Raw genomic sequence first — 13,499 nt, forward strand, 5'->3', positions numbered from 1 at the left:
GTTCGATCTTTGGTTCTTAACAGCATCCCGAATCAGGTGTGCAACAACTATTGTTCAATACCGGTAATTTTTCCTTCTGCTGCTCCGCAGGATCGCCACAGGCACTACTTGCCAGGCAAGCGGTCTGTTTGTTCTTCAGTATAAACTGATCCCCATTAAAGTCCAGCTCATACTTGCCGATCGTTCCGCTTTGGTATTCTACTTCAATCTCGGCATCTTCGATACCTAATTTCTCTTCGGAAAGCTTGATGATGTTTAATAGCTTGACTGGCTTTAGCCTGTGCGCATAATCATTGGCATTCCATAATTGGAAATTCACCGCTTTCTCGGTACGGATTACGCCTCCGCAATCAATAAAGTGCTTAGTGACCTGTCCGATTTCCGTGACGTGGAAATGCTCAGGAACCGATTCCCCGTTCTCTAATTGAAATGCAACATTGTCCAATGTTGGCAGGATTGCTTTAATTGTTGATAGTTTCATAACGTTGAATTTAAAAATATGACATCGTAATATTACGATATTGAAGGTTAAAAAAATACTATGGACAACAACTGATTACTTTTACTTCCTGATTGAAAAACGCATTAAATGCTGCTTGAACCTGTTTCCATATCTTTTCATCGATACAATAGCAAACAGACTTTCCCTCAATTGTCCCCTGAATAATACCGGTATTTTTCAATTCCTTTAAATGCTGCGAAATCGTTGCCTGTGCCAATCCCAATTCCCCAACCAAATCGTTGCAGATACAGGCTTTCTGATCAATGATGTATTGAAGTATGGCAACCCTTGCCGGGTGCCCTAAAACTTTAAATAGGGACGCCAGTTTATTTTGCTCATCCGTAAATATTTCTGACTTGGTAAGCCCCATATCTCCTGTTTTAATATCGCAATATTACGATATAACAATTACTTTTCCATTATTTTTTTTCAATTATTTTAAAACGGCTGCAAGAAGAATAATTACTTCGCTATAAATTATGCGGACCTGCAACAGATACCGCCCCCTTCGCACGCTTAATGTTAGCAGTGGAAAGTGGGTATAATTGGATGAAAAACAAAAAAGCCCCACATTACTGTGAGGCTTTTACCGCTCCTGAAGCTGGGCTCGAACCAGCGACCCTCTGATTAACAGTCAGATGCTCTAACCAGCTGAGCTATTCAGGAGTGTTTTGTTGTCTGGTTATGCCGGACGCTGTCCGGGACATCCCGTTTTGGGACTGCAATATTCGGGATTTTCCGACTAAAAAGCAAAATATTTAAAAAAATATTTTTTCTCGCTGGGTCGGGGCCAAAAAGGTCACAATAAAATGCCGGCGAGCATCAATGTTGCCACGGTAAAATAGATGATCAGTCCCGTCACGTCAACCAGGGTAGATACAAAAGGGGCCGATGACGAGGCTGGGTCAGCGCCCAATTTGCGAAGCACAAACGGCAGCATGGCACCAACCAGCGACCCCCAGAGCACGACACCCATCAGGGAGAGGCTCACCACAATCCCCACCAGCCACCAGTATTCACCGTATGCGTGCGCAAACGTCTGCCAGGTCAGAATCCGGATAAAACCCAGCACCCCCAGTATCAGTCCAAGTAAAATGCCCGAGAGGATCTCGCGGCGCATAACCCGCCACCAGTCGGCCAGCGTCACTTCACCCAGGGCCATAGCCTGGATAATCAATGTCGACGCCTGGGAGCCGCTGTTGCCGCCGCTGGAAATGATCAGCGGAATGAACATGAACAGCATCACCGCACTGGCGAGCTGGCTTTCGTAATGCTCCATCACCGTGGCGGTAAGCAGCTGACCCAGGAACAGCACCACGAGCCATCCTGCGCGTTTCCGCACCAGGTGCAGCACGGACACATCGAGGTAAGGTTCGTCCAGCGCCTCGCTACCCCCGATCCGCTGCATGTCTTCCGTATACTCCTCGTTGGCAAGCCAGAGGATGTCGTCGATCGTCACGATACCCAGCATAATCCCCTGGTCGTCCACCACCGGGAGTGCCACCCGGTTATTCATCCGGAATACATTGATCGCCTCCTCCTGGGGGTCATTGGCATTCAATGCGATCAGCCGGTTATCGATCAGGTCCCTCACCCGCATTTCGGGGTCAGCCAGCAGGATGTTCCGTATCCGGATATCATCCATCAGCCGGCCGTCCTTGTCGATCACGTACAGCACATCGATCGTCTCGGAAGCCCTGCCGTATTTACGGACATGTTCCAATACACGGGTAATGGTCCAATGCTGTTTGACGGTGATGTAATCGGGTGTCATGAGCCGTCCGACACTGTCTTCCGGATAACCCAGCAGCGCCAATGCTTCCTTGCGTTCCGAAGGCGGTAGGAGGATGATCAGCTGCTTTACAACATCACCTTTCAGCTCACTGAAAAATGCGGTACGATCATCCGGTGGCATCTCATTAATGAGCTCGGAAATCTTGCCGCCTGACAGCCGCTTAAGGATGCGTTCCTGGGTAGGGAAATCGAGGATGCCGAAGACGTGTACGGCACGGTTGATACTAAGCGTTTCAATAAAGGCAGGTCCATACTCAGGAAGCTCGTCGATCAACGCCTCGACATCCGAAATGTTCAGTTCATCCAGATGTTCTTTGAGCCGTTGCGTATCTCCTGCATCCAGGAGTAATTCGGTTTGTTCAACCAGCATTTCCAGTTCTTCCATGGGCCCTCCTTATATTAAATAGTATCCTACATTGGTAAAATAATTTTGCTGCAAAAGTCGGTTTTTTATATTAAAAGAACGAACAAATCGCCAGCCTAAATCAATGAAAATGTATCGGTCGCCAACGGATCAAAGGATTCTAAAAATGCCATTATGACAGCACTTCATCCAGCCAACGCCGCGGGCATTGAATCATACGTTATCGAAAATTACCGTTGTGTAAGCCCGACAGTGATTCGAGCCGCCGATGCGCCGCAACCCGTCTGATACCACAGTCGGTCAACCATAGCGAGTCCGCCTGTGTAATCTAAAAACAGCCGTCCGGCAAAATAGCATTCCCGATGCGGGCCGATCGGTTGAATCAACAGCAATAAAAAAATCCGGCTACCGAACTTCGAAAAGATAGTGTACATTAGCCGTATAAAACAACAGGTTTGTCCGAGATGCCGAAATCCATTCATAAAACGGATTTATATCCCTTCAATTTACCCTGTTTTATATGAATATTCATAAGATACTAAAATTTTAACTAATTATTAATCAGAAAATAAATAAATATATATAAACAACAACTATATAATTAATAGTTCGTCCGAAGGCAGCGTTTACTACAAAATTTAGCAACCCCCTGTGAAATCACCGAATATAACATATAAATATATATTTATCAACATTTTAAGTATATTAATATTATGTATATATTCATTATCTGCTTTTTCACAGATTTTTAACGCGGAACAGGCACCCCCAAGTGTACAATGGCGTCAGATTGAGACACCGGATTTCCAATTGATTTTTCCCACACCATTTGAAAATGAGGCGCAGCAGCTCGCACATCGGCTACAACAGATCGGGCATCAGGTTGGCGAAACAATGGGTAAAGCACCCCGGAAAATTTCCATCATTTTGCAAAACCAGACCGTCGAGTCCAACGGATTTGTACAGCTCGCACCGCGTCGGTCCGAGCTCCTCACTACCCCACCCCAGGAAAATGATTTTCAGGACTGGCTCAACCAGCTGGCCATCCACGAACTTCGGCACGTGGTTCAGATTGACAAATTGACAGGGAATCTCCGGGCTCCTTTTTTCGAACAGCTCGCCTTTGCGATCTATGGGATTACCCTTCCGGCGTGGTTCTTTGAGGGGGATGCCGTCGTAACCGAAACTGTGTTGAGTCCCAGTGGTCGCGGCCGGCTTCCGTCGTGGGAAATGCCTCTCCGGACAAACCTGCTCAGCGGGTCAGCATTCGGCTATCAGAAGAATTACCTGGGGTCGTTGAAAGACATCACAGCGGGGTATTATGAACTGGGGTATTTCATGGTGGCCAAGCTGCAGCGCGACTATGGCGCGGGCATCCTCGACAGCCTGATGACACGCATGGCACGCAACCCTGTACGCCCCTATAATTTCAGTCGCACGCTGCGGAAGCTGACGGGTTACAATACCCGTCAATGGTATCAAAAAACCATGGACGAACTGGCCGCTGAATGGCGGAAACAGGAGGTGGTCCGCCAGCCGGTTTCCTACCCTGTTTTCCCTGTGCACGAATCCCCGAAACCGGAGAGCTGGCTGCTGCCGCAGGTGCTGCCCGACGGCCGCATTATTGCGCTGAACCAGGGCCGGCAACAGGTGCCAACCATTGTGGCACTGGATAAGACCGGGGCGCAGCAAACCATAACCGGAACCGGGCGGCAAACCGAACCCAACTTTTCTTATGCAGCCGGAAAAATTACCTGGGATGAACTGCGGCGGCACGGCCGTTATGGCAAACGCACATACAATGTCATTAATCTATACGACTTAAAAACGAAGGAATACCGACAATTAACACATAAAAGCCGCCTTTTTTCACCTGCGCTGCACCCTGCCGGCTCGCAGGTTGCGGCGATTGCCATCGGCTGGGACAATGCGGTCCAGCTGGTTCTATTGCGCACGGATGACGGTAAAATCCTCGGGAATTACTCCCCGCCGGAAAATATGATGCTGCAGACGCCCGCTTTCGACGCGTCGGGCAACAAAATAATCGCGGTGGGCGTTACCCGCGCGGGTGCCGCACTGATCGAATTCGACTGTAACACGCATACGTTCAGCCAGCTAACCGGTTGGCAGCCGCAGCAGCTAACACGCCCCAGCTATGCAGGCGATGCAATCGTCTTCAAAGCACATTACGACGGCATAGACAATATTTATGCATTTAACAGGGCAGACGGATCCATCAGCCAGCTCACCAACGTAGCGTTTGGGGCATTCAACCCTTCCTTTGATGAAGCAACCGGGCGGCTCTGGTTTAATAACTATCAGTCAGATGGATACCGCATCAGTTGGCTGGCAGGAATAAGGGGTGACCATCCGTTGGCCGGGAAAAAGCCGGATTCCCATATCAGCTATTTTAAACCACTTGTAAGCCACGAAATTGATTTAACATCTATTGACACCACGAAACAGCAGATCTTCGCTTCACGCGAATATAATGAAGTCAAAAACCTGGTCAACTTCCATAGTCTTTCCGTTGACGCGGGTAATTTCGCCGATTTCAGCGCCATCCAACCGGGCATCTACTGGCTGTCGGACAACCTGCTCAATACGGCCCAGCTCCGGCTCGGGTACCGTTACGATGGCGACATACGGAGCAGCGAGTACTTTGCTTCGGCGACCTATCAGCGTTATTTTCCTAAACTATCCCTGGAATACCGCAACCGCGGCCAGGTAGGGACTGCCCGTGTATCGGAAGGCAGCGAAACCGGATTGACCAGTCTGCGCTGGCGGGAGCACGTCACGACCTTCCAGGCGGATGTTCCGCTGGTCTTTTACCGGCTCAACCACACGTACACGATGGGTGCGGCTGTCGCCACTTCCTATACCTCCCGGTACGGTTTGAACGAACCTGAGTTTCAGGACCGGTTCATCAACCACATCCGGTTCCCCCTGCATTACCGGGTTTATGCCGGCCACAGTGTCCGGCAGCGCGCACTGGACATCGCACCCCGCTGGGGACAGCACTTCAGCCTGGCGTATCACCACATGCCCTTCGATGACAGGATCGGAAGCGTGCGTTTCTCCCTGCGTACTGCATTTTATTTTCCCGGACTGTTGCCGAACCACTCCCTGCTTGCACGTTTCAGCTACCAGCAGCACAACGGTCCGTATCCGGTTGCCAATGATATTCCGCTGGTGAGCGGGTTTGACCAGCTGCGGCCGATGCCGGTAGACAACACCCTGCTGTTGAGTTACCGTTTTCCGCTGGCCTATCCCGATTGGACGATCGGTCCGCTGGCTTATATCCGGCGCTTCCGGGGCGGACTGTTTGCCGACTTCCAGAATGTACGGACCGGCCACCCATTCCGGCCGCGGACATTTGGAATCGAATTTCGGTCGGATATGAATTTCCTGCGCTTTTACCTGCCCAACTTCGACATTGGCGTAAAACTCATCTATGCCAACGAGACCGGGGCACGCCGGCGGGTATTCGCGACCTATGGCATCGGCTATAGCTACTGAGTATCCCCTGAACCGGAGATGGGAGCGGCCTGATCCGTCCCGTGTATGGGGTGTGTACAGGGTGCGTCCATCCTGACACCACTTATCTTCATAAAAAGGTGGACTCACCCTGGACTCATACTGGACTCACCCTGGACTCATCCCGAACCAGTCCCGATCGGTTCCCGGTGCATAGCCGGAACATTCACCAACAAAAAAAGCACCTGTTTGTTCAGGTGCTTCCACTATTGTGCTGTATCCGGATTTTCCGGAAATTCCAGTTCGTTGGTTATTCGTTAATGGCCTTTACGCCGGGCAGTTCCTTGCCTTCCATGTATTCGAGCAGGGCGCCGCCGCCGGTGCTTACGTAACTGACATGCTCAGTCATGCCGAATTTGCTTACCGCAGCCGCGGAATCACCGCCGCCAATCAGGGAAAAAGCACCGCGCTCGGTAGCAGCTACCACCGCATCGGCAACGGCCCGGGTGCCTTTCGCAAATTTATCCATTTCAAACACACCCATCGGCCCGTTCCACAGAATGGTGTTGGACGCCATAATCACCTGGGCAAAATGCTCGCCCGATTCCTTGCCGATGTCCAGTCCCATTTTATCTGCGGGGATCTGGTCGTTAGGCCCGTTATAGGCCGGGGAATCCGGGGCAAATTCGTCGGCAATCTGCGAGTCGGTGGGCAACACCAGGTTCACCCCTTTGGCTTCTGCCTTTTCCACCAGCCTGTTGGCCAGGTCGAGTTTGTCCAGCTCAACCAGGGATTTCCCGATTTCACCGCCGCGGGCTTTGACAAAGGTATAGGCCATGCCGCCGCCGATAATCAGGTTATCAACCTTTTCCAGCAGGGCCTCGATGAGTTCAAGTTTATCGGACACCTTGGCCCCTCCCATAATGGCGGTAAAAGGGCGTTGGGGGTTGTTCAGCACTTTTTCGGCATTGCCGATCTCGGCGGCCATCAGGTAGCCGAAATACCGGGCATCGGGAAAGAACTGAGCAATTACGGCCGTGGAAGCGTGTGCGCGGTGGGCGGTGCCGAAGGCGTCGTTTACATAAACATCCCCCAGTTTGGCCAGCTTTCCTGCAAATTCCCGGTCGCCTTTCTCTTCCTCTTTGTAAAAACGGAGGTTTTCCAGCAACAGTACCTCACCCGGCTGCAAGGCAGCCGCCTTGGCATAGGCTGCTTCACCGATACAGTCGTCGGCAAACTGAACCGGCACACCAAGTACTTCGGACAGGTGGCCAACAATGTGCCGGAGGGAAAACTTATCCGTTGGACCGTCTTTCGGCCGGCCGAGGTGCGACATCAGGATAACTGACCCGCCGTCTTTCAATATCTTCCTGATCGTCGGGGCAGCACCCTGGATACGGTTGTCATCCGTGATGCGGTACTGTTCGTCAAGTGGCACGTTGAAATCGACACGAATCAGGGCTTTTTTACCTGCAAAATTTAAATTATCTATGGTTTTCATCTGTCTTTTTGTTTTTCCGTTATCAGGTGGAACCGTTGACGATCAAAAACAATCATTGCCCTGCAAACTTGCCTGCGAACCGTTCATGAGCACAGGAAAAGGCGAAGGGGGTAAAGCAATGGTTATTTTAACCGTGCGGGATCCATGCTTGTACTTCTTTATCGTTTAGCACACAAAGCTATAATAAGAATCGGCAAATTCACAGCGATCCCTTTTTTTTCTTACGGGAGAAACACCTCGTTGCTGTACTGCATGGCCGCCTGCCAGGCCTGCATGTCCAGGCCGGTTGGCATTTGCCGTTCAGCCGCCAGGTCCAGCAGTGTTTCGGTGGCGATATTGCCTGTCAGCCGATCCGCTGCCATCGGGCATCCGCCAAATCCCCGCAATGCCGTATCAAAGCGGTCGCATCCTGCATCCAGCGCGGCCGCCAGCTTGCTGCGGGTGGTTGCGGGTGTACTGTGCAGGTGCAATCCCAGGGCAACTCCCGGAAGCGCACGTGTAAGGCGGGTGTAAATTTCGGTAATCCCACGTGGCGCCGCGCTGCCCACGGTATCCGCAACGGCCATCTCCCGGATACCAATTGCGGCCAGTTCAGCGGCATATCCGGCTACAATATCCGGTCCCCACGGATCACCGTACGGGTTGCCGAATCCCATCGAAAGGTAGATCAGCAGCTGTTTGCCCTGATCACGGCATACGGCCGCCATTTCCCTGACTATCTCCAGGGACTGCGCGATGGTGCGACCGGTATTACGCAGCTGAAATGTCTCCGATACGGAGAATGGAAAGCCAAGTACGTGTATCGCCGGATAGCCGGCGGCTTCCCTCGCTCCCCGCACATTTGCCACGATTGCCAGCAGCTGCGTGGCGCTGGCCGCGGTGTCCAGTTGCCCGAGTACGGCGGCGGTATCGCGCAGCTGGGGAACGGCGCGATGCGATACAAAACTCCCGAAATCCAACCGCGAAAAGCCAACTGCCAGCAACCGTTGCAGGTAATTGACCTTTACAGCAGTGGGAATCTGACGGTCGATTCCCTGCATGGCATCGCGGGGACATTCCGTAATGGACAGCATGGGATCAATAGATTTCGAGTGTAAACGGCATTCGGGCCTGGATTCCACGCAGCTGCACTCCTGCCCGCATTTGCTCGTAGTAACGGTAATATTCGCCCAGCTCACGCTGGCTGATCCAGGCACTGACACGGTCGGCAGACCCGCCCAGCAGCGATTCGAACGGGCTCGAAATAGCCGGGTAGGTAACCAGCCGGTAATCGTCCAGCCCGGCTTTCTTTGCAGCGGCCGCGACCGCATCGTTAATACTTCCCAGGCGATCAACCAGCCCATTGGCCAGCGCCTGCTCGCCGCTCCACACCCGCCCCTGGCCAATGCTGTCGACCTGTGCTTTGCTCAGGCTACGGCCATCGGCTACCCGTTGCAGGAACGTGTCGTAGATGCGGTTTACCTCCAGTTGGAGGATGCGCCGTTCATCGGCGGTGAGGGGGCGATCGACATTCGTGAGGAAGTCGGCGTACTGGCCGGTCTTCACCCCATCGAACGTGATGCCCAGTTTATTGTTCATGAGGTTCTGCATATTGGGCACCACGCCAAACACGCCGATGGATCCGGTGATGGTATTCGGCTGGGCAAAAATGGAATCAGCTGCGGCCGCGATATAATATCCTCCCGATGCGGCTACGTCGCCCATCGAAACGATAACCGGTTTTACTTTGCTCAACAGGTCGACCTCCCTCCAGATCACATCGGACGCCTGTGCGCTGCCCCCGGGTGAATTAATGCGGAACACCACGGCCTTTACCTTATCATCGCGCCGTACTTTCCGCAACTCCCGCGAAATCCGGTCCGAGCCGATGATGTCGTTATTTCCCTCACCCGAGGTGATCTCGCCAACGGCATATACGACCGCAATCCGGTCGCGCGTGGCACTGCCGGACGTCTTCGGGGCCGGTTTATATTTACTGAGGCTCACGACATTGATGTCGTCTGATTCCTCGATACCGATCCGGGTTTTCAGCTCGGTCAGGAGTTCATCTTTATATTTTATCCCATCGGCCAGCCGGTAATCCACGGCGTCCTGAGCCGTCCGCACCAGGTATTGGTCGGAGATCGTGAACAATGAATCTTTGTCGATCTTTCGGCCTGCTGCAACTTCGCTGAGGAAATGGTCATAGATGCTGCCAAGGAACGAGCTGACCTGCTCGCGGTTGGCGTCGCTCATCCGGTCGAGCACCAGTGGTTCCACCGCACTTTTATAGGTACCCACCTTAACCACCTGGGCCTCGATACCGAGCTTATCCAGCGCACCCTTCAGGAACATGGTCTGCGAAGCAAGCCCCCTGAAATCGATTGTACCTTCCGGATTAATGTATACCTTATCGGCGGTGGATACCAGGTAATAGGCGCGTTGCGTATAATGATCGCCGTAGGCGACGATAAACTTACCCGACGTCTTAAAGTCGACCAATGCATCCCGGATTTCCTGCAAGGTTGCGAAACTGGCGGAAACGCCGGAAAGATCCAGGTAGATGCCCTTGATACGGTCGTCCGTTTTGGCTCCGGAAATACCTTCCAGAATCGCATCCAATCCAACCGATTTTTCTGTCTTGAATCCCGGCACGTCAAGCTCCTCAAACGGATTGGGAATGGTCCGCTCAGTGATCTGGTAATCCAATTTGACATGGAGCACGGAATTGCTGGCTACTGCCGTTTCCTTGTCGGACACGACCGAACCGACCCACGCACCTACCACAATGACACCGATAATCACCAGTAGAAAAAAAGAAATAACGATCCCCGTTACCGTGGCGAGCACGTACTTAAAAAAAGATTTCATTCGAAAATAATTTATTCATTAAATACCCCTATAAAACCTGCGTTTGCCGCCCTTGTCCTGGAGCGCAGGCATGGCAGGTTTCAGCTGTTTTATTTGTCTTTCAATTATCAGTCGGATCCGTTCCGATTAACATCCGTGTCGGATCGACGGCTTATTCGTTCAAGCACCCAAACTTAGCTAAAAATGTTGTAGTGTAATATATACCGCATCACATCTTTTGACCATCCCGGCGGCGGATAGTTACAGCAGAGGGACGGCCAATCAGCCAATAAACAATCCATGGCGTCCTTATGCTTTTCTTTTTATGCGTTTCCCCGATGAAGACGGCCTTCGCAACACCGATTTGCCGGATACCCGAGCCAATAATATTGATTGTACAAGTGAATTTATCTAAGTTTGGCCCATGAATCCGGACAGCTGTCAGGCTGTTCTTTTTTAGCTGCATAATGAAACAGGAGGCATATCTCTTATTGGGCACCAATTTGGGCAACCGGCAGGCCCTGCTCGACCTGGCGGTGCATAGTCTCGCTGAGGAAGCGGGAGAAATTTCCGCCATTTCGTCGATATACGAATCCATGGCATGGGGAAAACACGACCAGCCCGATTACCTGAATCAGGTGGTTAAATTAACTACGCCGCTTACGCCGCTGCAGTTACTCAAGATCATTAACGAAATCGAGCGGAAACTGGGACGCGAGCGCCACCAGAAATGGGGTCCCAGACTGATTGACATTGACATCCTGCTGTATGGCAACCGTGTGGTAGACCATCCGCGCCTGCAGATTCCCCACCCCCATTTACCGAACCGGCGGTTTGCCCTCGTTCCGCTGCAGGAGATCGCACCGGGGGTCATCCATCCGGCGCACCAAAAGACCATTACGGAACTGCTGGCGTGCACACCCGATCCATTGGGTGTGCGGCGGTTCAGGATCGGAAAATAACGTATTGCAGGTATCGGAACGAAGCAGGCGTTTATAACGCTTGAAGTTCAAATGTGTAGCTTTCCATGATGAGGTTAGCAAGCAGTTTCTTGCACGCCTCTTCCACTTTTTCGCGGGCGATGGCCTCGGTTTCGGCAGTTATTTCAAGAGTAATGTGCTTTCCGATCCTCACATTGCTGATTTCCGTCAGCCCCAGGTTCTTCATGCCACCCGTTACCGCTTTTCCCTGCGGGTCCAGGATTTCCTTCAGCGGCATCACGTTGATTTCTGCCAAAAACTTCATGTTATCGATTTAAAGTGAATGTATGAAAACAAAAAATAAAGCACCAGTATGATTGGAACCGCCACAAATTTAAGCAAACCAATCAACAGTACACTGATAATTATAAAAATGAACCGCCACCGGTTACCGTGCCAGGAAAGCGAACTCATTTTCATGGAGAACAGCCTGACTTCACTTACCAGAAGCAGGCTGGTGACAACGATACTGCCCACAAGGAAGGCCGGATGATAAACGACCTGATCGTGTGTTTGGGCAATGAACGGCAGCGATGCCACATAAAAGGCATTCATCGGTGTATTGAGGCCGATAAAATCGGTAGACTGCCGCTCATCAATATTGAATTTCGCCAGTCGGAGTGCAGAAAACACAGTCACGATAAAACCGAAGTAAGGCAGGTAATCTGCCGCAGGGACCGCGGTTCCGAGAATGGTATACAGGATGGCCCCGGGCAACAGGCCGAAGCTGACAACGTCGGCCAGTGAATCCAGTTGCTTGCCGATGGGATTATGTACACCCAGCGCGCGCGCGGCCAGTCCATCAAAAAAGTCAAATATCCCCGCAAGTACCACCAGGTATGCGGCTACCTCGGGCTGGCCCTCCAGGGCAAACACGACACCGACACACCCGCTGAATAGATTCAGGCAAGTGATCATATTGGGGATATGCTGCTTCATAAGACAGGAGTTCTCCTGATTGGCAAATGCGTCACTTCGGAAAAACGACGGAATCTATTCCGGACAAACCGGATTAACCGTTCATGCTGATCAGGAATTCCTCGTTGGACTTGGTCCCCCGCATCTGGGCCAGCAAGAATTCCATTGCTTCCGTTGAATTCATATCCGCCAGGTGATTGCGCAGTACCCAGATCCGCTGCAGCGTTTCCCGGTCGTTGAGCAGGTCGTCGCGACGTGTGCTGGATGCGATAAGGTCGATCGCCGGGAAAATCCGCTTGTTGGACAGCTTGCGGTCCAACTGCAGTTCCATGTTACCGGTTCCTTTGAATTCCTCAAAAATAACTTCATCCATCTTGGAGCCGGTATCAATCAATGCCGTTGCCAGTATGGTCAACGATCCGCCATGTTCGATATTCCGGGCCGCGCCGAAGAAACGTTTTGGTTTGTGAAGGGCATTGGCATCCACACCACCTGACAGGATCTTACCCGATGCCGGTGCTACCGTATTATAGGCACGTGCCAGACGAGTGATCGAGTCGAGCAGGATCACTACATCATGTCCGCACTCTACCATGCGTTTCGCCTTTTCCAGTACGATGTTCGCGATCTTAACGTGTCGTTCCGCTGGTTCATCGAATGTAGAAGACACCACCTCAGCACGCACACTGCGCGCCATGTCAGTTACCTCTTCCGGCCGTTCGTCGATCAGGAGAATGATCAGGTACACCTCGGGATGATTTTTGGCAATTGCGTTGGCTACATCTTTCAGCAGCATCGTTTTACCTGTTTTGGGCTGCGCCACAATCAGGCCACGCTGTCCTTTACCAATGGGGGTAAACAAATCCATGATCCGGGTTGAGTGGTTGCCCGGGCCGGTAAACAGCTTCAGCCGTTCGGTTGGGAACAGCGGCGTCAGGAAATCAAAAGGTACCCGGTCGCGCACTTCCGCCGGATTTTGGCCATTGATAGCCTCTACGCGCACCAAAGGGAAATACTTCTCCCCTTCTTTAGGCGGACGGATACTGCCCCGGACTGTATCGCCGGTTTTGAGGCCAAATAATTTTATCTGTGACTGGGATACATAAATATCATCCGGAGAAGTCAGGTAATTGT

Annotated in this window: 11 protein-coding genes and 1 tRNA gene; 2 read left to right on the forward strand and 10 right to left on the reverse strand. The window is 51.8% G+C overall.

Going from position 1 to position 13,499, the window contains the following annotated elements; all coding sequences use genetic code 11:
• Positions 1–16: 16 nt before the first annotated feature.
• The 4 genes from ABWO75_RS07680 to mgtE all read right to left on the reverse strand — a co-directional run bounded on the left by ABWO75_RS07680 (position 17) and on the right by mgtE (position 2,681).
• Positions 17–481, reverse strand: a complete 465-nt coding sequence (locus ABWO75_RS07680; protein WP_353184219.1) for a DUF6428 family protein — start codon at positions 479–481, stop codon at positions 17–19.
• Between the two features lie 58 nt (positions 482–539).
• Positions 540–872, reverse strand: coding sequence for an ArsR/SmtB family transcription factor (locus tag ABWO75_RS07685; RefSeq protein ID WP_353184221.1), 333 nt, complete (start codon positions 870–872; stop codon positions 540–542).
• 222 nt (positions 873–1,094) lie between these two features.
• A tRNA-Asn gene (locus ABWO75_RS07690) sits at positions 1,095–1,168 on the reverse strand.
• Positions 1,169–1,301: 133 nt separating this feature from the next.
• Positions 1,302–2,681, reverse strand: a complete 1,380-nt coding sequence (gene mgtE / locus ABWO75_RS07695) for a magnesium transporter (protein WP_353184223.1) — start codon at positions 2,679–2,681, stop codon at positions 1,302–1,304.
• Positions 2,682–3,470: 789 nt separating this feature from the next.
• On the opposite strand from mgtE, the gene ABWO75_RS07700 reads away from it, so the two are divergent.
• Entirely contained in the window at positions 3,471–6,179 is a 2,709-nt protein-coding gene (locus ABWO75_RS07700) for a hypothetical protein (protein ID WP_353184225.1), read from the forward strand.
• 268 nt (positions 6,180–6,447) lie between these two features.
• Here the strand turns inward: ABWO75_RS07700 and ABWO75_RS07705 are convergent, their stop codons facing one another.
• The 3 genes from ABWO75_RS07705 to sppA all read right to left on the reverse strand — a co-directional run bounded on the left by ABWO75_RS07705 (position 6,448) and on the right by sppA (position 10,488).
• Positions 6,448–7,638 (reverse strand): phosphoglycerate kinase, encoded by a 1,191-nt coding sequence (locus tag ABWO75_RS07705; RefSeq protein ID WP_353184227.1) that lies wholly within the window; start codon positions 7,636–7,638, stop codon positions 6,448–6,450.
• A 221-nt stretch (positions 7,639–7,859) separates the two neighbouring features.
• On the reverse strand, positions 7,860–8,711 hold the full coding sequence (locus ABWO75_RS07710; RefSeq protein ID WP_353184229.1) for a hydroxymethylglutaryl-CoA lyase-like TIM-barrel protein: 852 nt from the start codon (positions 8,709–8,711) through the stop codon (positions 7,860–7,862).
• Between the two features lie 4 nt (positions 8,712–8,715).
• Positions 8,716–10,488 (reverse strand): signal peptide peptidase SppA, encoded by a 1,773-nt coding sequence (gene sppA / locus ABWO75_RS07715; RefSeq protein ID WP_353184231.1) that lies wholly within the window; start codon positions 10,486–10,488, stop codon positions 8,716–8,718.
• Positions 10,489–10,934: 446 nt separating this feature from the next.
• On the opposite strand from sppA, the gene folK reads away from it, so the two are divergent.
• A complete protein-coding gene (gene folK, locus ABWO75_RS07720) occupies positions 10,935–11,429 on the forward strand; it encodes a 2-amino-4-hydroxy-6-hydroxymethyldihydropteridine diphosphokinase (protein ID WP_353184233.1) in 495 nt (164 codons plus the stop codon).
• A gap of 31 nt (positions 11,430–11,460) precedes the next feature.
• Here folK and purS read toward each other — a convergent pair whose 3' ends face one another.
• The 3 genes from purS to rho form a co-directional block, all read right to left on the reverse strand.
• On the reverse strand, positions 11,461–11,712 hold the full coding sequence (gene purS, locus ABWO75_RS07725; protein ID WP_353184235.1) for a phosphoribosylformylglycinamidine synthase subunit PurS: 252 nt from the start codon (positions 11,710–11,712) through the stop codon (positions 11,461–11,463).
• Positions 11,709–12,386 carry a CDP-diacylglycerol--serine O-phosphatidyltransferase gene (gene pssA, locus ABWO75_RS07730; RefSeq protein WP_353184237.1) on the reverse strand — a complete coding sequence of 226 codons (678 nt, stop codon included), beginning with the start codon at positions 12,384–12,386 and terminating at the stop codon, positions 11,709–11,711. Before pssA ends, purS begins: the two co-directional genes overlap by 4 nt.
• A gap of 73 nt (positions 12,387–12,459) precedes the next feature.
• The coding region (rho, locus tag ABWO75_RS07735; RefSeq protein ID WP_353184239.1) for a transcription termination factor Rho at positions 12,460–13,499 on the reverse strand (1,040 nt) is incomplete at its 5' end.

The sequence above is a fragment of the Parapedobacter lycopersici genome, from assembly GCF_040395035.1.
Taxonomy (GTDB): domain Bacteria; phylum Bacteroidota; class Bacteroidia; order Sphingobacteriales; family Sphingobacteriaceae; genus Parapedobacter; species Parapedobacter lycopersici_A.